Here is a 26,245-nt window from a genome sequence, read left to right on the forward strand (position 1 = left end):
AGCCGTGAGCCGTTCTACAGCGGAATCGCTCCCAACAGTAGCGCGACCACGAGGATGATCGACGACGGGATCACCATCAGCGGCAGCGTGAACTTGATGTGCTCTCCGAGTTCAACGCCGGCCAGTCCGATGAGGAGGTATGTGGCTCCCGTGAACGGTGAGACGGGGAAGCCGACGGTTTGGCCGACGAGCGAGGCGCGGACGACCGCGACGGGGTCGTGTCCGTACGCGGCGCTCGTTTCGGCGAAGACGGGAAGCACGCCGAAGTAGAAGGCATCCGGGCTGAACAGCAACCGTGCGGGCAGCGAGACGACCGCGACGATGAGCGGCAGTTGCGAGCCGAGTACGTCCGGAATGAGATAGACCAGTATATTGGCCATTTCCGTGATCATCCCGCTCTCTTCGAGGACGCCGATGAGGACGCCGGCGGCGAAGAGGATGCCGACGTAGGTCATCACGTCGGGGGCGTAGGATTCGAGCACCTCCTTTTGCTTCTCGTACTCTGGCACGTTCACGAGCAGTGCGATAACGACGCCGATCATGAACGAGACTTCCGGTGACGTGATTCCTGCGATAAGAACACCGAGGACGGCGATCGTGAGGGCGAAATTGAACCACCACTTCCAATCGACCGAGACCTCACGGCCGTCCACTGCGTCGTCGATCAGCGACTCTTCGTCGACGCCGTCGAACGCGGTTACTGCGTCCAGATTCTCCCGAATCCGCCGGCCGTAGTAGGCGCTGATACCGAAGACGGAGAGCATGCCTGCGATCTGTGCGGGGATCATCGGGTTGAACACGTTCGAGATCGTCGCCGGATCGATCGCCGCGACGCCGCGAACGACCTGCCCGCCCCACGGGACCATGTTCATCGTCCCGGCAGTCAGCGCGACGAGTGCGGCGAGGATTTTCCGATCGATATCGAGCGCATCGTACAGCGGGAGCATCGCCGGAATCGTGATCAGCATCGTCGTTGCGCCGGCCCCGTCCAGGTGGGTAACCATCGCGAGGCCGACGGTTCCGATCGTGAGCAACGCCGGTTTGTCGATGATCGTGCTGACGATGCGAGAAATGAACGGGTCGAAGAGCCCGCTATCTCGCATGATACTAAAGTACCAGACGGCGAACGCGAACATCGCCGTAATGGCGACGATCCCTTGCAACCCTTCCTCGGCGAACGTCGCGAGTTCGTCCGGCGAGAACCCAGCGAGCAAGGCGGCAGCCGTTGGAACGATAATTAGTGTCGGGATTACGTAGAGCTGCTTTCGTATGACAAGAAAAAGAATGAGGAATATAGCACTGTAACCGATAACTCCGAGCATCAAGCCAGATACTGCCATGTATATCGCCAGCCAATAACAGCATAAAAATCCACACATATATCCCAAGGTATACGATATCCGTCTACGTCACATTTTGCTGCCAGCGACAGGTGGTATCGTACCCGGTACTCGACCGCGCTCCGACCGCACTGCGGTGAGTTTTGCTCGATTACGTCGTCGGAAGAGTGACCGTGTCGGTCGCCGTACTTACGGGTGCCCGCCATCCGAACTCGAAGACACAGGTGCGTCTCTTCGGACGGGTTCAGTTACGAAAGAGCCGCTCGCTCGTATTTACTCGCTCGCGGTACGAGACGCTACGAGGGAACGATCGTGACCGGGTCTTTTCGATCGATCGCTTGCTCGAGTTCGTCCGCGATGGCGCTGCCGCGCGAGACCTGGATCTCACACGCGTACCTTTTTTCTCGTCGGGTTCGCTCGTTTCACTCGCTCACCGCTCCTCCAAAAAATCTACGCTAAAAAAGAGCCGCTCACTCGTATTTACTCGCTCGCGGTACGAGATGCTACGAGGGAACGATCGTGACCGGGTCTTTCCGATCGATCGCTTGCTCGAGTTCGTCCGCGATGGCGCTGCCGCGCGAGACCTGGATTTCGCCGCCGCGGCTCACCGTCGCGGTGAAGAGGTAGTCGCCGCCGGCCTGGACTTCGACGGTTTCGCCGTGGTTGCCGTCGACGGGGATAACGATGTGTCGGGAGGTGATTTCGGGGGTGACCATCTGGCCTGCGGCTTGGCTGCCACTGCCGCTGCCACCGCTGCCGTTTGCACTGGCACCGGCCCCGCCCCCGTAGTTCGGGTTCTCGTCGTGGGTTCGAACGTCGATGTCGATCCCGAGTCGGTTTTCGATGTCCGTGATCCGGCCGCCGCCCTTGCCGATGACCGTCGAGATGTCGTCTTCCTCGACGTAGACGACGGCTCTGTCCTGGCCCTTGAGGAGGACATCGACGTAGCCGCGGGCGACCGAGCGGATCTCGCGTTCGATCTCCTGCTTTGCGATGCGGTCGACGCCGGACTCGCTGCCGGGACCGCCCTCCTCGTCTTTGAGCGGGACGGTGACGACCTGGCGGTTGAAGGTGTAGATTTCGTACTCGGGGTCGCCGGTCTCGAAGTTCGTAACCTGAATCACGGGGCGTGCCAGGTCCTCTTCGGTGAGTCCGGCGGGGACCTTGACCTCCGTGCGCACGTCGTAGACGGTCTCGACCTCGCCGGCCTCGATGTAGACGACGGTGTCGACGACCTGGGGGATCATTCCGAGTTCGACGCGGCCGACGAGGCGCTGGAGGGCGTCGATCGGCCGGGTCGCGTGGACGACGCCGATCATGCCGACGCCGGCCAGGCGCATGTCCGCGAAGACCTCGAAGTCGTCGGTCTTGCGGACCTCGTCGTAGATGGTGTAGTCGGGTCGGACCATCAACAGGGCGTCCGCGGTTTTGGCCATCTGCCCGCCGAGTTCAGTGTACTGGGTGATTTCGGGACCGACCTGGAGGTCGCGGGGCTTTTCCATCGTCTTGACGGCGTAGTCGTGGTTCGAGATGAACCGGGCGACGGCCTGGGCGAAGGTCGACTTCCCGGCTCCGGGGGCACCGGAGATGAGGACGCCGCGCTGGCGCTCCAGCAGGCGATCTTTGAGCTCTTCGGCGTTCTCGTAGTCCTCGATGTCCGTCTGGGCGATTGGCCGGACGGCGGTGATCTCGATGCCGTCCGCAAACGGCGGGCGGCCGATGGCGATCCGGTAGTCCCGAAACTGGACGATCTTCATGCCCGGTTCCGAGAGTTCGATGAAGCCCTCGGGGGACTCTTTCGCACCGTCGACGACCTCGCGGGCGTACTCGTCCATCGTGGCCTCGTCGAGCGGTTCGTCGGCGATCTCCTCGTAGCGCATCTCGCCGAGTTCGCCCCGCTTTGCCATCGGAACCGTGTTCGTCTTCAGGTGGACGCTCATCGTCGACTCGTCGAAGTAGTTCTCGACAGTGAGCGTGCCCACGTCGACCTCGCGGGTTTCCGGGGCGACGTGTTGGACATCGAGCCCCTTCGCCTCGGCGACTTCGGCCTGCACGATGTCGCTCGTCAGGAAGGTCGCGCCGAGGTCCTCGGCTAGGTCGCGAATGAGCGCGTCGATCTCGCCCTCGGAGGCGTGGCCGCGCTCGATGGCGTTCGGCCGCTCGCCGACGTACTCGAGTTCGATGACGCCATCGTCCGCGAGGTCGGCCAGGCGCTGGAGCTCCTCCAGGCCGTCCCAGCCGGTCTCGATGCCGTCGTTTGCCTGCGCCTCGAGTTCCGCGACGACCGCTTCCGGTACCGAGATCGTCGCTCCCTCGAACTGCCCATCGTCAATCGTCGCCGAAACGCGGCCGTCGATGACCACGCTCGTATCCGGCACGACGTTCATACGGGACGTTGGTTTCCCGACGGCAATAAAGGGTGTCCTCGCGATGGCATCCGTGTGCAGGCTAGATCGGGCGACGGTTTCGGCCGGTGTTACAGCCGGTGCAATCAACACGCTCGCCGCCGTATCCCATCCCATGCCACCAACCGAGAGTATCGTCACGCTCACTCGCGAACTCGTCTCGATCCCGAGCCACGAGGACGAGACCGAGGCGGGCGAGTTCATCGAGTCGTGGCTCCGCCGCGAGACGGATGCCGACGTTCGCCGTGATTCGGTCGGAAACGTCTTCGCTCGGACCGGAACGGACGGGACTGAAGGCGAGAGTGAGGGCGAGGACGAAGACGAAAGCGAGAGCGAGACTGCGACCGCATCCGGCTCGACGACCGGGAACGCGGCGACCCTCGACGGAGAAACCGGCGACCAAAGCGCCGAGACGCTCGCGCTCGTCGGGCACCACGACGTCGTCGCACCCGCCGAGTCCCAGACCGACGACGACGGCGCGTACGTCGTCGAGGAACGCAACGGCCGACTCTACGGTCGCGGCGCGGCAGACATGAAGGGCGCGCTCGCGGCCGCCATGCTCGCCTTCCGCGACAACGAGATGCGCCGCACCTCCGAGGCCGGGACGGAGACCGGCGACGCCGACCCCGGCGGCGGTGAACTCGTCTTCGCGAGCTTCGTCGGCGAGGAAGTCGGCGGCACCGGCGCGCGCCACGCCATCGACGAGGGGTTCGCACCCGAGTTCGCCGTCGTCGGCGAAGGGTCGACGAACTACTCCGGGTCGGACGTGACGGACGTTGCCGTCGCGCACAAGGGCCGACGCGGCAGTACGATCACCGCCCACGGCAGCGCGGCCCACGCGAGCGAGGTCGAGGCCGGCGAAAACGCGATCTACCGGGCGACCGACGCCATCGAGACGATTCGCGGCCTCGCGCCGCCGACCGTCTCCGTCGCGGGCGAGACGCTCGAGGGAACCGTCGCCGTCACCGAAATCGAGGGCGGCACGGCGATGAACGTCGTTCCCGACCGCTGCGAGTTCACCATCGACGAGCGGACGGTGCCGGGCGAACGCGCGCCGCTCGCGGACATCGCGGATCTCCCAGGCGTCGAGTGGACCATCGAGCAGGACCTCCCGCCGATGCGGTGTGACGACGCGGCCTTCGCCGACGCCGTGCGGTCGGCCGCCGCCGCCCAATCCGGCGCTCCTGAACTCGTGGCGAAGCCCCACGCGACCGACGCGGGGTGGCTCTCCGAGGCCGGGTCGGAGTGTGTCATCTACGGGCCCGCCGAACCCGGCGAGGCGCACACGGACGACGAGAGCGTGTCGATCGCGGTCCTCGAGCGGTGTTACGAGACCTACCGCCAGATCGCAGCACAGTGGCCGCGGTGACGGCCCGAGTTCGGCGCGTCGGTTCGGACCGCTTGGTGGGCGTCAGCTCCGGGCATTTGCAGGGTGGTTTGGGGCTGCGCCGGGAACTCGTTGCGGACCGTCTCAGACGCCGGGGACGCCGACCGCCTCGAAGCCGGTAATCCCCACTGCGGCGAGGACGTACAGCACGATCAGGACGGTGACCCACGCGACGAGGCCGATCATCGCCGCGGCGGTCCAGTCGGCGGGATACCGGAAGTTGATCACCGCGATGTACGCGAGCAGTGCGAGCAATGGCCCGACGAGCGGGATCCACCCGACGAAAAAGCCGACGACCGCCCAGACGATCGCGCCGAACAGCGCGGTGACGATGGCGTGATCGAAGCTCTGTGCGCCGACAATGACCCGCGCGCCGACGTAGATTCCCAGCGCGCCGATCAGCAGGCTCACGACGAAGACGATAGCTGATGCCAGAACCATACTCGTAGAACGGTCAGCAAGGGCGAATAGTCCCGGGCTTGCAATTTCCACCTGATTTCACCGCCGTCGAGGGTGCTCGTCCGTCGGTAGGGCAGTTGATCGGCGCGCGAGTTCTCGGCTGCGATTACACTCATCGGAGTCGATAGTTCGATGCAGCGTTTCCGAATACCGCCCTCGCCGACGAGCGATTCCTGAACTCGGTCGGCGATGGAACTCCGTCGCGGCGTTACCCGTCGTCCGAGTCGGTGGGGTCGCGTTCGGTGTCGGCGTTGGGTTCCGTGTTCGGGTTCGCGTTCGTGTTCCCGCCCCGGGCGTCCCGGGCAGCGTCGGGAGCGACGAGCAGGACTTCGGGCGGTGCGCGACAGCCACAGGGGGCTGCGACGCCCGTCGCGGGGCCGTGGATCGTCACCGTCGTGACCGGCTGACCGCAGAGCGGGCAGTCCGGTAGCGAGGCGGTGGTCGGTTCGTCGGGCGGGTCCGCGAGATCATCGCCCATCGTCGCCTCCGGCCGTCGGCTGCGCTAGTGAGTGGGTAAGCGAGCGTGGCGAGACCCTTGGCTGGCGATACGTCGGTCGTGCGGGATGTTTATGTCCCGGTAGAATGTACGCAAGCATGGCGACCAATCCCTTCACGGGTTGGGAAGCCAAGTCTCGGGTGGTTCCAGCACCCGGGGCATTTCAATAAACGCCCACTCCCTACAACGGGTTTTCTTGGCTTCCGTTCACTACGTTGTTGTAGGGTGACTTATATCTACTGCTAAGTGGTGGAATTCCCAGTGGCTACTAGGTTTCTCACTAGTGGGCTGTGTTGAATCACTAGACGGCGTCGGGGATGGTCAGTAAATCGGAGGAGTTGAAGCGGGAAATTTGGTTGCCCATGACGCAAATCTTCCGCTTCACCGAACGTTGTGTCTCGATTGCACAAAGCGTTACGGGTGAACGAGGCAAATCCGCCGCCCCAAGCGGTGGCGGCGGATTCGCCGACTATGCCCTCGTTTCGCTGCATTGTCTCCGTATTTACCTCGATTCGTCCTATCGAATGACGATCGATTTTCTGAAGGAAATGCCGCAAATAACAAGGGATATCGGCCTTAATACGGCCGATCTCCCCGCACCTTCCACGCTGTGTAAGGCGTTTGATCGAATCGAGATGAGCGTTTGTCGAGTGTTGCTGCGCCAGTCGGCGCAGCTACACAACCTCTCTGAGCACGCTGCGATCGACGCAACGTTCTATGAACGAGATCGTACAAGTCGCCACTACTGCCAACGAACGAATCATCGCATTCAGACGCTCAAAGTTACAAAGCTCGTCGATACAGCAACGCAAGCTGTGCTTGATCTTCACTGCTCGACGACGTTAGAAGGCAGCGACGCAGATCTCTGTGAGCAGATCGCCCNGTCGATACAGCAACGCAAGCTGTGCTTGATCTTCACTGCTCGACGACGTTAGAAGGCAGCGACGCAGATCTCTGTGAGCAGATCGCCCGCGTTTCGGCGGGCGATCTGCGCTCTCTGGCCGCTGATAAGGGCTATGACAATCAACAACTCCGAGAACGACTCTGTGAACTCGACATTCGCCCGTTAATCAAACACCGGATCTTCGCCCCGTACGATCATGCACACAACGCCCGCATTGGCGAAGATCGGTACGCTCAGCGGTCAATGACCGAAACCGTCAACTCAGCCGTCAAGCGCTCGCTCGGCTACGCCGTGCGAGCGCGTACCTGGTATCGAGAGTTCCGTGAAATTGCTCTGATGTGTCGTCTACAACATCAAATGTGCCGTCACACAGTGAAATCCACCGTCTTACAGCGATTCAACAAAGCCGTCCAAACTAACCGCCCCGTCTTCGGAGGGGGAACGTTTATTATTCGGGAGTAAAGATATCTTTACATGACTCTATCAAACAATAAGACAACAGAAGTAATCGGACTTATTCGGTTCGGCATTGCGAGCATACTCGCTCCGTCTTTTTTTGTTATCGGTGGTGGCTTAATCTGGTCTGGAAAAGAACTTCTTGGTGTGGGTGCTGTTATTATTAGTCTTCTCATGGGTGTTGGTTGTTATCGTTTATACCAGGCTTATAAGCGACCAGACGTCGTACAAGATGAGCGAGCAAAGCAGTATCGCGTCCAGGCTAGCTACAACGCATTTTTGACAATGATACTCCTCCCTCCTTTTATTGTATCTGCCCCATCAATCATTCTAGACTGGGTCTATCAGCGAGTGGATCCCAGTACTGAATTTGGTTTAGTCATACTTCTTGTTCCGGGGCTAATTGTCTATCTCTGTTCATGGATGTATTACCGAACTTACGGGCTATGATTGTTGAAAACGATTTGAAGTCCTACCGGGACAAAGAAGGTATTACACAAGAAAAATTAGCAGCGGAAGTTGGTGTATCGCGTCAAACAATCAATGCTATTGAGACACGGAAGTACAATCCAAGTCTGGAACTAGCTCTTTCATTGGCTAATTGGTTTAATACCTCTGTTGAGGATTTGTTTTGGATCTATAATAATGGCTAATTCATATATGGATTTGTATGAATTTGACATAACTATATTAGGTAATACGAAATTTTATTACTATTCCCCATATATGTGGGGGCGATAATGTTGTATGCATCATAATAACAGATTTCAATACCATCCATAATCATATTATTTTTTATATTATCATATGTGTCTTAATTAGATAGATTTTAAAGCAACCAATTGAAATTGCTATATGCTATGTCAAATAACAAATTCAACCGTCGATCGGTATTGAAAGCTACTGGTTCCAGTTTGGCTGGAATGGCAGCAGCGTCTGGAACAGGTGCAGCATCTTCTAACCCAGAAGATGCCGTGAATCGAGAGACCCTCTCTGGTAGAAAAAAAGAGTCTGCAGTCAAGCAGGCTTATTCTGCTCTTCGCTCATCTAGTATTGAGAAAACCTTAGCGAACCGAGGATATGGAACGACTTTAGACAGTGCAAAGGCTACAAAGGCAGAAATTGGCGACAAAGAGCCGACAACGTTTGTTTCCATTCCGATAACTGAGAACGATCAGCAGATTTCATCGTATCTCACTACCGGTGATGGAAAAGATCTAGCACATTATGTTTGGACAGATGACGAAACACGCGACAACTGGGTCCTACGTACCGGCAACTATACTGATATTGGTCGTGAGAAAAATGGTGCGATGGTGTCTCACGTAGGATCGGAAGATCCTGCTATCGAGATGATCACAGACGATATGCATACGATTACCTCGTTTACCGTAACGCAGCAAAATAACGTTGATACCTCTACTATCTCTGAGTCGGGTAATAAATACAATACGAAGGTTGTATTTGACTTAAATAAGGATGATATTGCAACAGAGATTGCGTCAAACGACGACATTAGCACCCAAGGTTATTGCCCTGGGGATGTTTTCAGTATTATCGCATGGGTGACAGGGTGTGGTACCGGATGTGCAGCGTGTGCATCTGCAGGTCTTGGAAACTTACCCGGTCTATTCGCATGTTTCGGCTGTGCAGCCTGTGGGTGTGGTGCGGGTTGCTGTCTTGGCAATACCGGTGGTTCCGCGCTCTGTGGCACTGCCGCTACTTTAGCAGGACTCTCACCAAATCCTGCAACAGCGGCAGGTGCTGCCTGTGTGAATACTGGTTGTGTTGGTGACGTTTTCTGTGGGTCTGCGTAGACTTACTATTTCATCTGTTCCAGCACACCGGCTCTGTTGAAATCCTCAGAGAGTTATAGGTTCACCCGGCAGTTTGACTGAATGCAGGCCCTCCCAAAGTCACAGTTGCTCTGGTTTGTTGAGCAAGCGATGCACTTGGCTCAGCGAGCAGTCGCCCGGTACTCGTCGAAGTTCTCAAAACGACGCTACATGCTGCACCAGCACATTGTCTTGCTCGGCTCTGGTGAATCGCTAGATGACGGCGACTTCAGACACTAGATCAGGCGGCTCGATGCACTACTCTGGGACACTTCTGGCTTCAACTTCTAGCGAATCTCTGCTGGCGAAGTGATCGTACTCATTCACAGTGCCACTAACATGGTCTAACCCAACGCTCTATGGCGATTCACCAGAGCCCACTAGTGTAATCACAGTAACTCAGANGTACTCATTCACAGTGCCACTAACATGGTCTAACCCAACGCTCTATGGCGATTCACCAGAGCCCACTAGTGTAATCACAGTAACTCAGATCGTCTTGGTTGGCTGAACTCGGGCACGCGGACCGTCGTCTATTCTCAGATTCAGTTAGAACACAGCCTCGGGAAGCAAGGACGCGCAATACAATATCGCCAAGATTGGCAGTGGCCTCCTTATCTGTTATTTGGCAATATATCGTTATTCTGAACACGTGTGTATATCTAAGCGATTTATTTCTGTGGTATCCAATCGTAAGGAATGGGAATCAAACAAGTTCTATCCTAATTGTCCAAGATGTTTAGTTGACCTGACCACCGTAGGTAGAATAGAAGATACGGATCGGGGATATGCAGCGATTGTTTCGTGTCATCCCATTCAAGAGCTCGTTGAGTTGGGAACCGTTCTTTAACAAGTTCATCCATCTTTTTGCAGCTACCAATAATACTTGATCCACTAGGTGATTTTTCTCCGATGCATTGCTGAGCGGTTCGTTCTTTCAATTCTTCATAAGTAAACGATCGCTTCGGAGGGTTTGCTGCAATAGCTCGTAGAATACATCTATAAACGTCGCCATCGTTATTGACTATGCGAGAGACTAATGAGTTTTTCGGCTAAGCTAATCCATCAAAACTATTGAATTCTATTATCGGTCAGAACTCACGCTAACCCATTAGCCAGAGACGATTATTTCGTGTGCTTCAACTAGAGTTCAGCGTGCGGAGCTAAGGAAGGTGTGATTTTTTGGCGCTGCCCCCTTGGGGACACGCAGCTATCTCTTGCACACGAAATCCAACCCGAGGAAACTGTCAGATCACATCCCTGGAAGATACCATCACAAACCCGACTCCCGAGTTCAGTGTCGCCGTAGACACTACCGTCGGGCAGCGGTTCGATAAGTAATCACTTCGTCGGTGAACTCGACTCACGACGACAATTGATGCGCCTCCACCTGGCGAATGTGAAGAACCCCAAGTGAAACCACCCGAAAGACCCGGAACCAGGGGGTTGATACTTCGCCCTCGCGTACCAAACGCCCATGGCAACCGATCAGGCCCAAAGCGAGAGCGAGGGGACTGACACCTACGACGCATTCGAATCGCGCGTCGAACGCATCGCCAACGTCTCGAACGCCGCCGGCGTCCTGCAGTGGGACCAGGAGGTCGTCATGCCCGACGAGGGCACGCCGGCCCGCGCGAAACAACTTTCGACGCTCTCCTCCGTCAGCCACGAACTCCTCACCGCCGACGAGACCGGCGACCTGCTCGACGAACTCGAGTCGAGCGAACTCGACGAAGAGCAAACCGCCGTCGTCCGCGAGGTCCGGCGGCGCTACGACCGCGAGACGAGCGTCCCACAGGAACTCGTCGCGGAAATCTCCGAGACGACCGCGAACGCCCATCCCGTCTGGAAACGCGCCAGAGAGAACGACGACTTCGAGGAGTTCGCGCCCACCCTCGAGAAACTGGTCGAGTTACAGCGCGAGTACGCGAACCACATCGACCCCGACGAAGATCCCTACGCCGTCCTCTTCGCCGACTACGAACCCTACATCGACCTCGAGACCGCAGAGCGAATCCTCGAGCGACTGCGCGATGAACTCGTGCCGCTGATCGACGCCGTCCAGGACAGCGACGCCGACCTCGAAACGGACGCCTTCGCGGGGACGTTCGACGACGACGATCAGGAAGCCCTCGCCCGCGACGCCCTCGATGCGCTCGGCTACGACTGGGACCGGGGCCGCCTGGATACCGCACCGCATCCCTTCTCCACGGGAACGCAGTTCGACGCCCGCGTGACGACCCGGTTCGACCCGGACGACCTGCTCGGCTCGATCACCTCGACCATCCACGAGTTCGGCCACGCGAATTACACGCTCGGCCTGCCCGACGACGGCTACGGGACGCCGCTCGGCGAAGCGCGGGACCTCTCCGTACACGAGTCCCAGTCCCGGCTCTGGGAGAATCACGTCGGCCGCTCGCGGGCCTTCTGGGAGTACTTCCTGCCGACCGCTCGCGAGCGCTTCCCCGAACTCGAGTCGGTCACCCCTGAGGCGGCCTACGAGGCCGCGAATCAGGTGTACGACGACAACCTCATCCGCACCGAAGCGGACGAACTCACCTACCACCTCCACATCGTGATCCGCTTCGAAATCGAGCGCGATCTGATCGCGGGCGACCTCGATGTCTCGGAGGTTCCCGACGCCTGGAACGACAAGTACGAGGAGTACCTGGGCGTGCGCCCCGACACCGACGCGGAGGGCTGTCTGCAGGACATCCACTGGTCCCACGGCTCCTTTGGCTACTTCCCGACGTACTCGCTCGGCTCCGTGCTGGCGGCCCAGCTCTACGCCGCCGCCGAGGACGACCGGGGCGAGTTCAATGAGCAGATCCGCGAGGGCGAGTTCAGCGGCCTCAACGGCTGGCTTCGCGAGAACATCCACCGGCACGGCAAGCGCTACACGACGCCGGAACTGATCGAGCGGGCCACCGGCGACGAACTCGGGGCGGACCCCTTCCTCGCCCACGTGAAATCGAAGTACAGCGATCTGTACGACCTCGACGAGTACTGAGCCGAGCAGCCGAGGTTCGATTCGGTTGGTCCGGTGTGATTAGTGATTAGTGATTAGTGATTAGTGATTAGTGATTAGTGATTAGTGATTAGTGATTAGTGATTAGTGATTAGTGATTAGTGATTAGTGATTAGTGATTAGTGATTAGTGATTAGTGACTAGTCACTAGTCAGTAGTCACTCGTTCGATCGATTCGATGACGGCGCGTCGTCGGAGACAGCCTCCGGAAGCGGGTCGACCCGAAAGACGTACTCCGCGTAGGCCCCGTCGAGATTCGTCGGGTGCTCCTCGGCGGTGTGCGCGTGACAGAGAACCGCCTCCGCCTCCACGGCACCCTTGCCGGTCTCTTCCTGATACCGCTCGCGGACGACGAACGCCGCCGGTTCGTCGCAACTGCGCCGGTGGCATTCGCGGGACGATGCAGGTGTTTCGGCCATACGTTCGCTACTAGAACACGACGGATAATAGCGGGCGGGGTGGCGCGGGAGACGCGGGAGACGAGATCGCAGCGGCGACCGGCGACGACGGGCCTCCTTTGGTCCCTGCCCTATAAAAGCGGGCTGGCACTGCCAGGTCTAGACTCTCCCGTCGTGATCTCCAGAATCGAGTATGCGACTCTCAATTCCGGGCGCTCCCGGCGTCTACTACGACACTGACGCGGGAACGACCGCCCTCGCAACGCTCATGTCAACCGCCGGCCGCCGCGCGCCGAAACCGAGCGGCTACGCCGTCCAGCTCTTGCCGTACCTCTGGTCGTTCGATGTCGACCTCCACGAGGTTCCGAACGACCACCCGATCCAGTACCTCCACCCCGAAAGTGCGGTGAGCCTCGGCGAACTCACGACCGGCCCCCGCGCCCGCCAGGCCGGCACCGAACTCGAGTCGGTCCTCCGCTTTGCCTGGTCGGTCAACCAGGAGGTCGAGTCCGCGACGGACGCCCTCCTCGGAAACGAATCGGCCCAGGACGGCGTGACGATCGAAATCCGGGACGGACACATCGTCGCCGACGGCGACGAACTCGCGACCGACGAGTTCGATATCGACGCCGAGGGCGGCGACAGGGATAGTGTGGGTGACAGCGGCCGGTCGACGGACGCGACGCGCGAACGGGAGTTCGGGGCGGAGTCCGATGCCGATGCCGGTACCGGTACCGACGCCGAGTCTGATTCCGATACCGACATCGATGCCGCTGATGACCCCGAGCGCTTCGACACCGGCTCGGAACGGTGATCGCCGGTCGTTAACCGCTGATCGCTGATCGCTGATCGCCGACTGCTCATCGCCGGCCCGTCGTTTTTGTTCACTCGCCGTGTACATCCGATCATGAACGTCGTCACGACGCTCCCCTCGGCGACCGAAATCGTCGCCGCGCTCGGTCTCGAACCCGTCGGCGTCTCACACGAATGTGACTATCCACCCCGGGTCGAATCGCGCCCGTCGATCACCCGATCGCTGATCGACGCCGACGCCTCGAGCGACGAAATCGACCGGCAGGTGCTCGACGCGGCCACCGGCGGCGTCTACGATATCGACACCGAGACGCTGGCCGAACTCGATCCCGACCTCGTCGTCACGCAGGGGATGTGCGATGTCTGTGCCGTCGACGAGGTCATCGTTGAGGACGCCATCGAGGAAATTCCCGTTGATCCGGAGCTCCTGACGACCGATCCCCACAGCGTCGCGGACGTGCTCTCGGACGTAACGCGCATTGGCCGCGCAACGAACCGCGAGGAGCGCGCGCGGACCCTCCGCGCGGAACTCGAAGCCAGGACCGCCCGCCTCAGGGAGCACACTGTCGACCTGACCGACGAGGAACGCCCGCGCGTCGCCGTCTTCGACTGGACCGATCCCGTCATGGTCGCCGGCCACTGGACGGCCGAACTCGTCTCGTGGGCCGGCGGCGAGTACGGCCTGGCCGACCCCGGCGAGCGCTCTCGGCCGCGCGAGTGGGACGAGATCCGCGACTACGACCCCGAATGCATCGTCGTCGCGCCCTGCGGCTTCGACCTCGACCAGACGGCCGCAAACCTGTCCGACCTGACCGAGCGCGACGGCTGGGCGGACCTGACCGCCGTCCGCGAGGGCCGCGTCTGGGCGATGGACGGCAACCACTACCTCAACCGTCCCGGTCCGCGGCTCGTCGACACGCTCGAAGCGCTCGCGCCCATCGTTCAACCCGACCTGTTCGACGACAGCGACGACGCACCCGCGGGCGACGAGTTCACGATTCCATTCGCCGAACTGGAACACCGCTCGACGACTGCAGCTGAACTCGACGTACAGATGGAGTCGTGACCCGCGATCCGGCTTCCGACGCTGCAGCCGACACCGCCGGTTCGCGCTCCGGTGGCGACGAATGCAGCCCGACGCTCGTCGTCCCTGAGGCGATTCGGCGGGCGATCTGTGACCGCGCTCGCGAGGGCGATCCCGAGGAGATTTGTGGGATTCTCGGCGGGGCGTTCGGTCCCGAGCGGAGCCACGTCCGATCGCAGTATCCCGCGACGAACGTCGCCGAGACGCCGCGAACGCGATACCGGATCGATCCCGAGGAACAGCTCGAACGCTTCGAGCGACTCGAGGCTCGCGGCGAGGAGATCGTCGGGTTCTACCACTCACATCCGCGCGGCCCGCCGCGTCCGAGCGAGACGGATATCGACGCGGCGACCTGGGCGGACCGGTCGTACCTGATCGTCTCGCTCGACCCGTTCGCGGTCGGATCGTGGCGCTGGCGGGCGGATGCCGGCGGCGACACAGCAGCCGAGACGGCGGCCGAAGACGGCGAGGCTGCCGACGGCGGTTATTTCGAACGTGACCGGCTCCGCACGGAGTGAAAATCGGGGTCCATCGGGTGGTCGCTCTCGCGGTTGTGTCTCTCCATCGCTACTATTGTTCGTCCTCGAGCTCGTCCACTCGCCGTTCGAGGGCCGCAATCCGTTCGTCGGCGTCGTGGTTTCCACCGGAAGCGTTGGCGACGGCGGCGATAATGAGTATCGGGACGATGAGGAGAAGTACAAACACCACGAAGAATCCTGCGCCGCCCGGCGCACCGGAGAGAAACGCTATGCTCATGCGAGTTCATTCTCGACTGACAGTATAACTGTCGGGATTTCGGTCTTGATTCTCGACCGCCGGTGTGCGAGGAAAGGCTGCCCTAGCTCGCTCCTGGCTTCGCTCCGAATGTTGGCTATCGTAGCCAGTGACGGTCAGTGTGCACCTCATCGTCCGACGGCTGTGCGATCAGTGTGGACACCGTTTCAGTTGTTACTATCCGTCTCGTCGTCCGCCCGCGCCTCCGCCGCCTTCGCTCTGAACTCCTCGATCTGCTGGCTCAATTTCTTGCCGACGGCGTACGTGAAGTCGTCCGGCATCAACCCGCGCTGAACGTCGATCGTCACCATCGTATCGCAGCCCTCGACGATCTCCGGTGCCCAACTACCCTGCGCTAACTTCGACTCGTCCGTCACGACCGCCTCGCCGTCCTCGACGTCGATAAACGCCGTCACGGTGTTCCAGATGCGCGGATCGCTCGTCGTCGCCTCGTCGAACAGTCCCTCAAGCTGGGACTCTTTGATCGGTTCGTCGCGCAACTCGACCACCAGGTCTTCGAGTGCGTCGGCCATCGCCTCGTACTCGGCCGCCCGCTCGGTTCGCTCATCGTCACTGTTCGGATCTGCACTCGCGTCCTCCCCGTTCGTCATCGCATCTCCCTCCCGTTGCCGGCGGTGTAGTTCATACAGAAGCATACCCACGGTTGCGGTATAAACTCGGTGTCCCGTCTCCGTTCGTACGATGCCCTCACAGTGAACGACCGCCTACTCCGCCGCCCGGAGCACGCTAGGTACCCACTTCCGATTCGGGTCCCCCGTCTCGTCCATCCACTCGATTAACCGCGTTCGGAGTTCCCGCCGTTCATCCGCGTAGTCGGGGTGGTCAATCAAATTCTGCAACTCCGCTGGATCGGCCTCGAGATCGTACAGTTCGTCGACGCCGGGTCCGTTGTAGACGTACTTGTAGCGGTCCGTGCGAACCATCCGCTGCGTGTAGAGACCGAACTCGTCGCCGTGGTACTGTGCGACGGTCGAGTCGGGCCACTCCATCGCGACGGCGTCGGGATCGCCGCCGTTCTCGAGCAGGGGGACGAGACTCCGCGAATCGAAGGTCTCGGGGATCGACACATCGCCGATATCGAGGAACGTCGCCGCCAGATCGTGCAGGTGAACGGGCGCGTCACAGATCGCTCCGGATCGGGTAACGCCGGGCCAGCGCACCTGTAACGGAATGTGGTACGTATCGTCGTACATCAGCGGCCCCTTGTTGAACTGGCGATGGCCGCCGATGAAATCGCCGTGGTCCGAAGCGTGGACGACGACGGTCTCCTCGGTCAGCCCCCGGTCGTCGAGTTCATTGAGGATCCGTCCGAACTGGTCGTCGATCAGCGTGACGAAGCCCCAGTACTTCGCGATCGCTTCGGCCCAGCGGTCCCAGTCGAAGCCGCTGACGCCGCGGTAGTCGAGGTAGTTTTCCTGCACCTGGGGCTTGCCCGCGTAGGTCTCTGCATAGCTTTCGGGCGGTTCGATCTCGTCGGGGTCGTACATCGAGGCGTAGGGCTCGGGTACGACGTAGGGATGGTGCGGGCCGTAGAAGTCCGCTCGGTGGAAGAAGGGGCTGTCGCGGTCGCCATCCGCGTGTGCCTCGATGGCGTCGATCGTCCGCTCGGCCAGGAACCAGGCCCGGGTTTCCTCGACGTCGATCGACGTCTTCGCCGCGACGAACGTCCCGTCGCCGTCGTCTCGCGGATCGTCGCCGGTGTAGATCACGTCTTCGAGTTCGGCTTCGCCGATCGGCGTCCCGCGTTCGGCGCGGTACTCGCGGAACGCGTCGTCGATGTTATCGTGGTGTTTGTCGCTGCCGCCGAGATAGGAGAAGCCGAAATCGTCGGGGGTCTGATCGCGCCCGACGTGCCACTTGCCGGTGTACGTACAGTCGTAGCCGGCGGCGTCGAGTTCCCCGGCGAACGTCGGGATCCCGGGCGGGAGATTCGGCTGGAGCGCGTCGCCCTCGTGGCAGTTGTTCAGCATGCCGTGGCCGTGGGGGAACTGGCCGGTTAGCAGCGACGCGCGGGCGCTCGAGCAGATACTGATCGGCGTAAACGCGTGCTCGAAGCGCATGCCGGTTGCCGAGAGGTGATCTATCGTATCGGTCTCGACGGTGTCGGCGACCGTCCCGTCGCGGGCGCTGCAGTCGTAGCGCTCCTGGTCGGTGAGGACGAGCAGGACGTTTGGTCTGGTGTCAGCATCGGCCATCGTTCCCGTTACGTCGGCGCTGCAGTTAACGATGGGACCTGGATCTGCTCCCGTTCCCGTACCGCCTCTTGCCTTGCCTTTCCCATTCACCGCTCGCTCCTTCCCATTTCCTCTCAATTTCCCTCTCAACTCTCGCTCGACTACTGCGTGTCCCATAAACACGCTCCCAGTAAACCCGTACGCTCATTACGCCCCAGTTCAATGCGTCACGCGTGCCAACGGCATCCTGTGGGGAATGTGAGTGGAGTCACCGGGCCGATGACGACGCAGCGACTGAACTCGATCTGGCGATGATCGACCACCACGTCGAAACCGGTCACTCGCCGATCAAGCGGGCCGATCTCGTCGAGCCGATTCCCGCCGACGAACTCGACAGCGTGACGGCAAGTGACCGCGAGCGTGGGACCGCAATCGAAACCGGGACCGGAACCGAAACTGGAACTGGGACCGTACCTGAGTCCGAGACGGAAACCGAGGCCGAACCGACCGTCGAACTCGAGAAAAACTAACGTTCGGCCGACCGGAAACGGTCGGAACGAACCGCACGGCGGCGATCCGTTCTCGATTTTCGATGCGTTACGAGTCGAAGTCCGCGAACGTCGGACGCTCGTACTCACCCGGGAACTCCTCGACGGGGACCTGCATCTGGTCGCCCGAGTTCATATCTTTGATCGTCACCTCATCGTTTGCGAGGTCCTGTTCGCCGGCGATGACGACCGTCTCGGCGTTGATGGAGTCCGCGTAGTTCAACTGCGAGCCGAAGGAGCGCCCGGCGACATCCGTCTCGACGACATGGCCGCGCTCGCGGAGTTCGCGGGTGATCCGGGACGCCTCCGTTCGGGTGTCGCCGATCTGGAGGACGTAGTAGTCCGTCGTCACCTCCTCGTCGGGCCAGACGCCGGCGCGCTGGCACAACAGCGCCAGCGTCGCGTGACCGGGTGCGACGCCGACCGCGGGCGTCGGCTGCCCGCCGAAGCTCTCGATCAGGTCGTCGTAGCGGCCGCCGCCGAAGATCGACCGCGAGACCTCGCCCGCGGAGTCGAAGCACTCGAAGACGACGCCCGTGTAGTAATCCAGTCCACGGGCCGTCTCGAGCGAGATCGTACAGTACTCGCGCGCGCCGAAATCGTCGGCCGCCTCGAGGACGTGCTGGAGGTTGTCGACCGCAGCGTCGACGCGATCGGTGTCCGCGAACGCTCTGACTGCCTCGAGATCGCCACCGGCGACGAGTTCGTCGAACTCGACGGCCTGCTCCGCCGTGAGTCCCGCCCCGATCAGCAGATCGTGGTACTCCGCCGTCGAGAGCTTGTCCGACTTGTCGACTGCGCGGATCGCGTCGTCGATATCCACGTCCGCATCGTAGGTCTCGAGCACGCCGCCCAAGATGTCCCGGTGGGAGATTCTGAACTCGAAGTGCTCGTCGGTGAGCCCAAGGTTCGTTAGTGCGTCGGCGGCCCAGGCCAGGATTTCGGCGTCTGCTTCGGGTTCCGAGGAGCCGAAGATGTCGACGTTCGTCTGATAGAACTCGCGCTGGCGGCCCTGCTGGACCTGCTCGTAGCGCCAGAAGGGACGGGTCGAGAACCACTTGATCGGCTTCGAGAGTTCCTGTTGCTTGGCGACGACCATCCGGGCGACGGTCGGGGTCAGTTCGGGCGTCAGGGTGACGTGACGGCCGCCCTGATCCTCGAAGGAGTACAGTTCTTCGACGATGTCGTCGCCACTCTTGTCAGTCCACATCTCGGCTCGTTCGAGCGCCGGCGTCCCGATTTCGCGGAAGCCGTAGCCGCGGGCGGTGTCCTCCAGGGTGTCGATGGTCGCCCGTCTGGCGGCCATCTTGCCCGGATAGAAGTCACGAAAGCCCTTGATCCGGTCGTACATGACTGGTGGTTCACCGAGGGCGGACTTCTATCCTTTCGTTTGGGAACGTCGCTTTCAGCGTCCCGCGAGTGCTTCGATTGCGAGCCCGATGACGTTCGCAATGCCGTAGAAGTAGCCGAGCAGGAGTACGTACCCGACCGACGCCCCGACAGCGCTTTCGCGGAAGAATCCGCCCGTTCGGTGCACGAGCGCGTCGACCGGTGCCATTACGATCCCGAGCGTTCCTTCGACAATCTCGAGGACTACCGACTCCTCGATGAACTCGAGGAGCACCAGATACACTCCCAGGAGAACCCACAGCAGGGCAAACGGAAGCAAGATCGTTGTGCGAGGCGCGATCGCCTCGACGAACTGGCCGGATCCGGCATAGTCTATCGTCCCCCTGAACGGCAGTAACGATGCCGGAGAATCGGCTGTGATCCGCGTCCAAGTTTCAGTTTCATGTCGAGTTCACCGTCAAGAGCATTTCGTCCACTGCTTCGGCGGTGGGGCAGAATACGTCTCAAGGCCTGCTTCAGCGGATCTTGGACTGAGTCACCCATATAAACGAGCCCGAGTCAGCTGACCTTTTCAGTAGGACANCGTCTCAAGGCCTGCTTCAGCGGATCTTGGACTGAGTCACCCATATAAACGAGCCCGAGTCAGCTGACCTTTTCAGTAGGACAACAGTGGAAAATTGGATTATTCATCGACCCAAGATCGGCACTTACAGAGTCTGTGAAGACTTCTGCCCCACCGCCCCCATCTAACCAAGCATCGGGACTGCCTCTTCGCTGTCAACGTTGAACCCTAGGATCCCTCTGTCAGCTGCGGATGACCAATAACGCGGATGCACTCGACCAGCACCGGCTTCTCGATCGCGAGCTCTTTGGGATGCTTGTGGTCAACCCATAAACATATATATTATGAGATATGACATTAACTATGGAGGAATATAGTATTGATAGTGTCCCTGGTGATGTGTGCTTTGAAGATGTTTCGGCCGGTGAGTCACAGGAGTACGGAGATTATACTGTTGAACGAGACGAAATAATTTCGTTTGGCAAGCAGTACACCCCCCATCCAACTCATACTGATGAAAAGGCAGCTAAAGACTTCGTATATGGAGGGTTGATTGCAAGCGGGATCCAGACGATCGCTATTGCCTCTCGACTAATCGCCGAGCACGACGAGTATGCCCTAAGCACCCTAGGGGGATGGGGGATTGATGAGCTACGCTGGGAGCAGCCTGTTCGCCCTGGTGATACGCTCTCCTTACATCGTGAAATCATCGAGAAACAGCCATGGAACGACAACCGTGGGCTTGTGAGCATGGAAGTAATTGTCTCCAATCAAAATAATGAGGAAGTTATGGATATGAAGTTAACACTGATGTTTATCATGGAAAATAGCAGCTAACACAGACTATATGCCGAGAGCGGCGTAGAGAACTTTCCCATGTTGTGTGAATGCCTCATGGCTTTCCCCTGCCAGCAGGAACGTTCCCTGCTGATATACTGTCAGCAATTACCGTTTTTATGTGCATTGTCACCGGTTCGTAAGCCGTCTCGAAATGACCGGCTCTGGTGAATCGCCAGATGGCACGGACTTCGACCGTCAAATCTAGGAAGGTGAAGCGGGAAACGGCGGATGGTTCATGTCCAAAATCTCCCGCTTCACTGGGAAGGTCGTGACGTTGGCTAAAAGTGCTGTTGGTGGTCGAGGCGAATCCGCCGAGTTCACGGGCGGACCCATCCGTTGCGCCCACGCCGCCGATCCCGAACCCGGTCCCGGTTGCGAGGAGACTCGCGCCGAGTGCGCCGAGCGCCGTCCGTCGATTCATGCGTGCAGGCGTGTGCTTCTCGTCGGAGGGACTGTCCCGTGTCATCCCATCAACTAAGTGATTGTATTTTGTAGTATGTGTGTCAGGTTGATTTATATACAAGTTTGTTTATTTGATTTGGCCACAAGCACTCACGGTCTCTGCGGGACGATCCGAATAACACAGCGGATAGAAATCGCCTGCAATAGGCTGAACCCGGCGCAAAACCAGGTCATTCCGGATATTGTGCCGGACCCCATCAGTATATTATTGAACACCAGTAAGGAAACGAATATGACTACAGAAGAGGAGCCGATAGCGAAAGATGCCTACGACAAATTGGCGGATACATACGCACAGGACGTGGAAAACTCCGCGTATAACGCCCATTTGGAGTTCCCGGGAACGACGGCTCTTATACCGGACGTGGATGGGAAACAGATTCTCGATGCAGGGTGTGGAAACGGGAGATACACAGAATGGTTACTCGACCATGGGGGCGAGGTCGTGGCCATTGATGTGAGCACAGAGATGCTTACTCGTGCTACTGAGCGGAGTGACGGGCAAGCGGAGTTTCATCAAGCAAATCTTGGTGCCCCACTTGATTTTGCAACAGCAGATGAGTTTGACGGTATTGTGAGCGGTCTCGCACTCGACTACGTACAGAACTGGCACCAGCCGTTCACCGAATTCGCCCGCCTTCTCAAACCGGGTGGGTTCTTCGTATTTTCAGTGATTCACCCGCTCGACGAATACAATATTGACGGTGATATGAATTATTTCGAGATCGAGCAGAAAACGAAGGATTGGGAACCTCCTGTTCCGTACTACCGGCGTCCATTTTCGGCAGTACTCAGTCCACTACTCGAGGCGGGCTTTCGGATAGATGCGATAACTGAACCGCAGCCCACGGACGCCTTCAAAGAGCAACGGCCAGAGCGATTTGAGAAGGAGTCGAAGCAGCCGGTCTTCCTCTGTCTACGGGCCGTGAGACGAGAGAGCTAGCTGTTGTATCCGTTCATTTCAAGCGGCCTCGAAGGGTTTGACAACACCGCTCGCGTCGCGATTACGGACCGAGTTCAGCCGGCGGGCGAGGNGCTGTTGTATCCGTTCATTTCAAGCGGCCTCGAAGGGTTTGACAACACCGCTCGCGTCGCGATTACGGACCGAGTTCAGCCGGCGGGCGAGGGGGTTTCGATGGTGGTGGTGGTGTCGCTGCCTCGAGCCCACCGCCAACTCGGCTGGCCGCCGCGACCCGAGTTCAGATTGCTGAACTCGTCTCGCGGTGGCTTAGTCCGAGTCGGATCGATCCGGGACTGGTGGAGCGACGCGACAGCCGCAGGGGCCGGCGATGGCTTCGCCCGGGCCGATCATGGTGGTCTGTGCGATGGGGCTGTCACAGCGGGGACACCGAGGGAGGCTCGAGTTCGTCGGTTCGTCCGCTGTGTCGGTCGTGGCCGAGCCCTGAGCGGTGTCTGCATCGGTGCCTGTATCCGTGCTGTCGGCTCCGTGCTCGGAGTCTGTATCGTCGGTCATACCGACTGGTACCCCACCGTTCCCGTACTCTCGCAGGAGAGACTCGCTACTGGTCGAACCCGTCGATGCATCAGGCGTGCGGGATGTTTATATCCCGTGAGAATGTACGCAAACATGGCTTCAGTGCGACACCGCATGGAAGCCACGTCTCGGATGTCATCACCATCCGGGACATTTCATGTCCATTTGGTGGCTTCCGTTCTAATTGTTGATTGGTGGTGACTTATATCTACCGCACAGGGTGAGGAATCGGAAGCGACGGAAACGAGAACGGATCGAGAGCGCCGGAGCGCTATCGAACGCCCGTCACGTACGTCTGATCGTGATCCGGAAAGAGTTCAGCCACGGCCGCCGGGCCGTCCTCCTCGGCGATGATCGCCCGCAGTTCGGCCTCGTAATCCGCGCGATCGATCTCCTCGCTCGGGCCGACGGTCACGTCGAGCCGCGCCTCCACGAGACGGTCCACGGCGGTACGCCCGAAGCCCGACAGCGGGGCGATGTAGTCGACCTCGTGGCGGTCCTCGAGACTCTGCGCCTGGGCGCGCGAGATCGTTGGCACGCGGTCGTCTCGCCTCGTCCCGTCGGCGATGGCGTCGAAGGAGTCAGCCGCGAGCGCTTCGAGCGCCTGCTGGTGGACGTGTTGGATCCCGTTTCGCGGAAAGCCGTCCTCGCGGATGCGCTCGACCGCCTCATGGGCCACGTCGGGATCGAGTTCGAGGCGTTCGAACGCGAATCCCGTCGCGCGGGCGGTCTCGCGGGCGTGTTTCCAGTCGTCGCTAATGCCAAAGTGTGCCGTCGTGAGGGTCACGTCGTAGAACTCGTCGAGGAGAAGCGCAGCGAGCGTCGAGTCCTTGCCCCCGCTGTAGAGCAGTCCGAGATCCATGCCTGCGCTACCGGCGCTGAATGTCGAAGCTCTTGGAGTCGGGCTTGAGTTCCTTGAGAAGCTGTTTCATCTTCTCGTCGTCGATCTTGCCCTGAATGCGGCCGCTGCGGGCGAGACTGACGACCTGTCGTTCGACCTGTTCGCCGAACTGGGGCTTGCTCATCTTGACCGTGTTGAGTCGCTTGCGGGCGTCGTCGGTCAGGTGCTGTCGCAGGACCGCCTTCTTCTGGGCTTCGGCCTGCTGGCGGGCTGCTTCCTGCTCCTCGCCGCCCTGCTGGGACTCGGCACGATCCTGGAGCTGTTCCATTTTCTTCTGTCGAAGCTCCTCGAGTTTCTCCTCGTCAGGTGAGCCACTCATAGCTATACGGACAGTTGTTTCGCACGGAGGAAAATGATTTCGGACGACATCGAGGCGAGTCCACATGTCGGTCCGTCTCCCACTCGCGAGCAGTCGTCTTCCAGTATCGCAACGGATCGTCCGCCGGCTGTCTCTACTGTCCGTTCGCGATCGGCGAAAACACGCCCTGAAAGACGAGTTCAGCGAAACCGGTTCAGGCGTAGCGCTCGAGTTCCGGACGGTCGAGGTCTTCGAGAACGTCGCCGGCGGTTTCGTCGAGCAGGCTCTGGCCCTCGGCGGTGATGCGGCGACCTTCGCCCTCGGCGGTTTCGACGAGATCCTCTTCTTCGAGCTGCTGGAGGATGGTGCGGATCGTGTTGCGCGAGCCGTCGGCGCGCTTGTCGGGAGCGACCTGATAGCGGTTGGAGCCGTTCTTGCCGCCGCCGTACTCGGTTGCGAGTCGCTCGACACCGACCGGACCGCGGTCTGCGACCTTGCGCAGGAGGCTTGCGGCGCGGGTCGCCCAGAAGTCTTCCTGTTTCGGCGGCAGTTCGCGGTCGACGCCGCTCTTGGTGAATTCGCCCCACTCCGGTTCGTCGAGTCGGTCCTCGAAGTCCGCGGCGAGCGCCTCGATGAGGTCGTCCGCCGGAACGTCGTACATCGTAGCCATTGCCGTTGGGTTCCCTTCCGCGGCATTTAAGACCATCGTATCCGCTCCGGGTCGTCCCGGGCATCCCGGACCGTTTTTCGCGCTCGAGTCGAAACGGGGGGTATGGACGAACGGGCCGCCCTGGCGCTGCTCTCGGGTGAACTCGACGCCGCCGGTGACGACGCTGCGATCGTCGACGACCTCGTGGTGACCACGGACATGCTGCACGAGCGGACTGACTTTCCGAACGGCACAACGCAGTATACGGCCGGCTGGCGGGCCGTTGGGGCCTCCCTCTCGGACGTTGCGGCGATGGGTGCCGAGGCGTCGGCCGCCGTCGCCGCCTACGCCGTCCCCGAGTTCACCCGCGCGGACCTGCTCGCGTTCGTGCGCGGCGCGAGCGACGTGTGCGACCTCGTCGGTGCCGAGTACGTCGGCGGCGACCTCGACGGCCACGACGAGTTCACCGTGGCGACGACGGCGATCGGTCGCCTCGCAGACGACCCGGTTACGCGCGGCGGTGCGAGTACGGACGAACTCGTCTGCGTGACCGGGACGCTCGGCCGCAGCGCGGCCGCACTCGAGTTCTTCGAGCGCGGCGACGCCGAGCGGGCGAACGACCTGTTTCGGTTCGAGCCGCGGATCGCGGCCGGCCGGGCGCTCGCGGCCCGCGCGACGGCGATGATGGACTCGAGCGACGGCCTCGCGCGCTCGCTTCACCAACTCGGCGAGGCGAGCGACTGCGGCTTCGCGATCGAGTCGGACCGCATCCCGATCCACGATTCGGTCCGTGCAGTGACCGACACGGACGACGATGAAGACGCGCTCGAGCGCGCAACCACCTTCGGCGAGGATTTCGAACTCGTCGCGACGGTGCCGGAATCCGAACTCGACGCCGTCCGCGAGGCGACCGCGGTCCCCGTTTCGGTACTCGGAACGGTCACCGCCCGCGAGGACGGGATCACGATGGACGGCACCGAACTCGAGGATCGGGGATTCACGCACGGGTAATACTCAGTGTGAGCGCGTGCGAACGGCCCTGGAACTAACTGAACTCGTTACCCGACCGCGACCGGAACCGGCATGAAACAGAGGACACCGAGACCGAAGGTGACGATCCCGAGGAGAAACCGGCCGGTATCGAGCGCGTCGTCTCGCACGGGTTGGGCCGGGCCGACCGAGGCAAGGACGGCGGTGAACAGCCCCCAGAACGCCCAGATAGCCACCGCGTTTCCGCTGTAATCGTCCCAGTAATAGAGGTACGCGGCGAGTCCGAAAAGGACGCCCGGGACCAGCGCCGCGATCGTTTCCTGGAACCTGCCGGCCATCGCCCGGAGAATGTGGCCGCCGTCGAGTTGGCCGACCGGGATCAGGTTGAGGAACGTGACGAACATGCCGACCCAGCCCCCGATGACGACCGGATTCACCGCCATCGCCGGATCGTCGCGGTACAGCGGCTGGTCGGTGATCGCGGCGAGGAACTCGAGTAACGGGGGATAGCCGAGTTGAATCTGAATCGCGTCCGGGTCCTGGACGAGGGCGTCTCCGGCGACGACCGGCGGCAGG

At 60.5% G+C, this 26,245-nt stretch carries 26 protein-coding genes and 4 pseudogenes (1 of these 30 cut by a window edge); 15 read left to right on the forward strand and 15 right to left on the reverse strand.

Annotated features, from left to right (window positions below; all coding sequences use genetic code 11):
* Positions 1–14 precede the first annotated feature (14 nt).
* Positions 15–1,379: a CitMHS family transporter gene (locus C484_RS17330; RefSeq protein ID WP_338041838.1), complete on the reverse strand. Its 1,365-nt coding sequence runs from the start codon at positions 1,377–1,379 to the stop codon at positions 15–17.
* A 464-nt stretch (positions 1,380–1,843) separates the two neighbouring features.
* Complete coding sequence (locus tag C484_RS17335; RefSeq protein ID WP_006827186.1) at positions 1,844–3,727, reverse strand: PINc/VapC family ATPase; 1,884 nt, start codon at positions 3,725–3,727, stop codon at positions 1,844–1,846.
* Between the two features lie 133 nt (positions 3,728–3,860).
* On the opposite strand from C484_RS17335, the gene C484_RS17340 reads away from it, so the two are divergent.
* On the forward strand, positions 3,861–5,114 hold the full coding sequence (locus C484_RS17340) for a M20 family metallopeptidase (RefSeq protein ID WP_006827187.1): 1,254 nt from the start codon (positions 3,861–3,863) through the stop codon (positions 5,112–5,114).
* Positions 5,115–5,216: 102 nt separating this feature from the next.
* Here C484_RS17340 and C484_RS17345 read toward each other — a convergent pair whose 3' ends face one another.
* Positions 5,217–5,573 carry a hypothetical protein gene (locus C484_RS17345; protein WP_006827188.1) on the reverse strand — a complete coding sequence of 119 codons (357 nt, stop codon included), beginning with the start codon at positions 5,571–5,573 and terminating at the stop codon, positions 5,217–5,219.
* Positions 5,574–5,799: 226 nt separating this feature from the next.
* Complete coding sequence (locus C484_RS17350; RefSeq protein ID WP_006827189.1) at positions 5,800–6,069, reverse strand: hypothetical protein; 270 nt, start codon at positions 6,067–6,069, stop codon at positions 5,800–5,802.
* A 380-nt stretch (positions 6,070–6,449) separates the two neighbouring features.
* Here C484_RS17350 and C484_RS17355 point away from each other — a divergent pair.
* From C484_RS17355 to C484_RS17360, 6 genes and pseudogenes are all read left to right on the forward strand, one after another.
* Positions 6,450–7,367: pseudogene (locus tag C484_RS17355) on the forward strand (transposase).
* A gap of 98 nt (positions 7,368–7,465) precedes the next feature.
* Positions 7,466–7,897, forward strand: a complete 432-nt coding sequence (locus tag C484_RS23155; protein ID WP_152422733.1) for a hypothetical protein — start codon at positions 7,466–7,468, stop codon at positions 7,895–7,897.
* Positions 7,894–8,100 (forward strand): helix-turn-helix transcriptional regulator, encoded by a 207-nt coding sequence (locus C484_RS22500; RefSeq protein WP_006827191.1) that lies wholly within the window; start codon positions 7,894–7,896, stop codon positions 8,098–8,100. Before C484_RS23155 ends, C484_RS22500 begins: the two co-directional genes overlap by 4 nt.
* A gap of 207 nt (positions 8,101–8,307) precedes the next feature.
* Complete coding sequence (locus tag C484_RS23160; protein WP_152422734.1) at positions 8,308–9,264, forward strand: hypothetical protein; 957 nt, start codon at positions 8,308–8,310, stop codon at positions 9,262–9,264.
* Positions 9,265–9,345: 81 nt separating this feature from the next.
* Positions 9,346–9,480: pseudogene (locus C484_RS23165) on the forward strand (IS5/IS1182 family transposase); the annotation flags it as partial.
* 1,279 nt (positions 9,481–10,759) lie between these two features.
* Complete coding sequence (locus C484_RS17360; RefSeq protein WP_006827193.1) at positions 10,760–12,292, forward strand: carboxypeptidase M32; 1,533 nt, start codon at positions 10,760–10,762, stop codon at positions 12,290–12,292.
* A gap of 176 nt (positions 12,293–12,468) precedes the next feature.
* Here the strand turns inward: C484_RS17360 and C484_RS17365 are convergent, their stop codons facing one another.
* On the reverse strand, positions 12,469–12,729 hold the full coding sequence (locus C484_RS17365) for a hypothetical protein (protein ID WP_006827194.1): 261 nt from the start codon (positions 12,727–12,729) through the stop codon (positions 12,469–12,471).
* A 172-nt stretch (positions 12,730–12,901) separates the two neighbouring features.
* On the opposite strand from C484_RS17365, the gene C484_RS17370 reads away from it, so the two are divergent.
* The 3 genes from C484_RS17370 (at position 12,902) to C484_RS17380 (ending at position 15,123) form a co-directional block, all read left to right on the forward strand.
* Positions 12,902–13,522 carry a hypothetical protein gene (locus C484_RS17370; protein WP_006827195.1) on the forward strand — a complete coding sequence of 207 codons (621 nt, stop codon included), beginning with the start codon at positions 12,902–12,904 and terminating at the stop codon, positions 13,520–13,522.
* Positions 13,523–13,615: 93 nt separating this feature from the next.
* The gene (locus tag C484_RS17375; RefSeq protein ID WP_006827196.1) at positions 13,616–14,587 is read left to right on the forward strand and encodes a cobalamin-binding protein; all 972 of its coding nucleotides are present in this window, start codon (positions 13,616–13,618) and stop codon (positions 14,585–14,587) included.
* Complete coding sequence (locus tag C484_RS17380; protein ID WP_006827197.1) at positions 14,584–15,123, forward strand: desampylase; 540 nt, start codon at positions 14,584–14,586, stop codon at positions 15,121–15,123. The genes C484_RS17375 and C484_RS17380 overlap by 4 nt, the downstream gene beginning before the upstream one ends.
* 52 nt (positions 15,124–15,175) lie before the next feature.
* Here C484_RS17380 and C484_RS17385 read toward each other — a convergent pair whose 3' ends face one another.
* From C484_RS17385 to C484_RS17395, 3 genes are all read right to left on the reverse strand, one after another.
* Positions 15,176–15,361 (reverse strand): hypothetical protein, encoded by a 186-nt coding sequence (locus C484_RS17385; protein ID WP_006663653.1) that lies wholly within the window; start codon positions 15,359–15,361, stop codon positions 15,176–15,178.
* Between the two features lie 185 nt (positions 15,362–15,546).
* Entirely contained in the window at positions 15,547–15,990 is a 444-nt protein-coding gene (locus tag C484_RS17390) for a hypothetical protein (protein ID WP_083867374.1), read from the reverse strand.
* 114 nt (positions 15,991–16,104) lie between these two features.
* Positions 16,105–17,595 (reverse strand): sulfatase-like hydrolase/transferase, encoded by a 1,491-nt coding sequence (locus C484_RS17395; RefSeq protein WP_006827199.1) that lies wholly within the window; start codon positions 17,593–17,595, stop codon positions 16,105–16,107.
* A gap of 212 nt (positions 17,596–17,807) precedes the next feature.
* On the opposite strand from C484_RS17395, the gene C484_RS17400 reads away from it, so the two are divergent.
* Positions 17,808–18,104, forward strand: a complete 297-nt coding sequence (locus C484_RS17400; protein WP_006827200.1) for a hypothetical protein — start codon at positions 17,808–17,810, stop codon at positions 18,102–18,104.
* Between the two features lie 67 nt (positions 18,105–18,171).
* Here the strand turns inward: C484_RS17400 and hisS are convergent, their stop codons facing one another.
* Complete coding sequence (gene hisS, locus C484_RS17405; protein ID WP_006827201.1) at positions 18,172–19,473, reverse strand: histidine--tRNA ligase; 1,302 nt, start codon at positions 19,471–19,473, stop codon at positions 18,172–18,174.
* Positions 19,474–19,527: 54 nt separating this feature from the next.
* Complete coding sequence (locus C484_RS17410; RefSeq protein ID WP_239641005.1) at positions 19,528–19,746, reverse strand: hypothetical protein; 219 nt, start codon at positions 19,744–19,746, stop codon at positions 19,528–19,530.
* A gap of 651 nt (positions 19,747–20,397) precedes the next feature.
* On the opposite strand from C484_RS17410, the gene C484_RS17415 reads away from it, so the two are divergent.
* The 3 genes and pseudogenes from C484_RS17415 to C484_RS17420 all read left to right on the forward strand — a co-directional run bounded on the left by C484_RS17415 (position 20,398) and on the right by C484_RS17420 (position 22,279).
* Positions 20,398–20,871 (forward strand): MaoC/PaaZ C-terminal domain-containing protein, encoded by a 474-nt coding sequence (locus C484_RS17415; RefSeq protein WP_160164255.1) that lies wholly within the window; start codon positions 20,398–20,400, stop codon positions 20,869–20,871.
* A 238-nt stretch (positions 20,872–21,109) separates the two neighbouring features.
* Positions 21,110–21,202 (forward strand): annotated as a pseudogene (locus C484_RS25035) (IS5/IS1182 family transposase); the annotation flags it as partial.
* Positions 21,203–21,568: 366 nt separating this feature from the next.
* Positions 21,569–22,279, forward strand: coding sequence for a class I SAM-dependent methyltransferase (locus C484_RS17420; RefSeq protein ID WP_049915608.1), 711 nt, complete (start codon positions 21,569–21,571; stop codon positions 22,277–22,279).
* A gap of 285 nt (positions 22,280–22,564) precedes the next feature.
* Here C484_RS17420 and C484_RS17425 read toward each other — a convergent pair whose 3' ends face one another.
* The 4 genes from C484_RS17425 to C484_RS17440 all read right to left on the reverse strand — a co-directional run bounded on the left by C484_RS17425 (position 22,565) and on the right by C484_RS17440 (position 24,700).
* Positions 22,565–22,810 carry a hypothetical protein gene (locus C484_RS17425; protein WP_006827205.1) on the reverse strand — a complete coding sequence of 82 codons (246 nt, stop codon included), beginning with the start codon at positions 22,808–22,810 and terminating at the stop codon, positions 22,565–22,567.
* A gap of 292 nt (positions 22,811–23,102) precedes the next feature.
* Complete coding sequence (locus C484_RS17430; protein WP_006827206.1) at positions 23,103–23,693, reverse strand: DUF7411 family protein; 591 nt, start codon at positions 23,691–23,693, stop codon at positions 23,103–23,105.
* A gap of 7 nt (positions 23,694–23,700) precedes the next feature.
* Positions 23,701–24,051, reverse strand: coding sequence for a DNA-binding protein (locus tag C484_RS17435; RefSeq protein WP_006107651.1), 351 nt, complete (start codon positions 24,049–24,051; stop codon positions 23,701–23,703).
* Positions 24,052–24,244: 193 nt separating this feature from the next.
* A complete protein-coding gene (locus C484_RS17440; RefSeq protein WP_006827207.1) occupies positions 24,245–24,700 on the reverse strand; it encodes a 30S ribosomal protein S19e in 456 nt (151 codons plus the stop codon).
* 102 nt (positions 24,701–24,802) lie between these two features.
* On the opposite strand from C484_RS17440, the gene thiL reads away from it, so the two are divergent.
* A complete protein-coding gene (gene thiL, locus C484_RS17445) occupies positions 24,803–25,690 on the forward strand; it encodes a thiamine-phosphate kinase (protein WP_006827208.1) in 888 nt (295 codons plus the stop codon).
* Between the two features lie 47 nt (positions 25,691–25,737).
* Here the strand turns inward: thiL and C484_RS17450 are convergent.
* A pseudogene (locus C484_RS17450) lies at positions 25,738–26,245 on the reverse strand (site-2 protease family protein) (it continues 576 nt past the right edge of the window).

Origin of the sequence: Natrialba taiwanensis DSM 12281, assembly GCF_000337595.1 — an archaeon.
Classification (GTDB): Archaea; Halobacteriota; Halobacteria; order Halobacteriales; family Natrialbaceae; genus Natrialba; species Natrialba taiwanensis.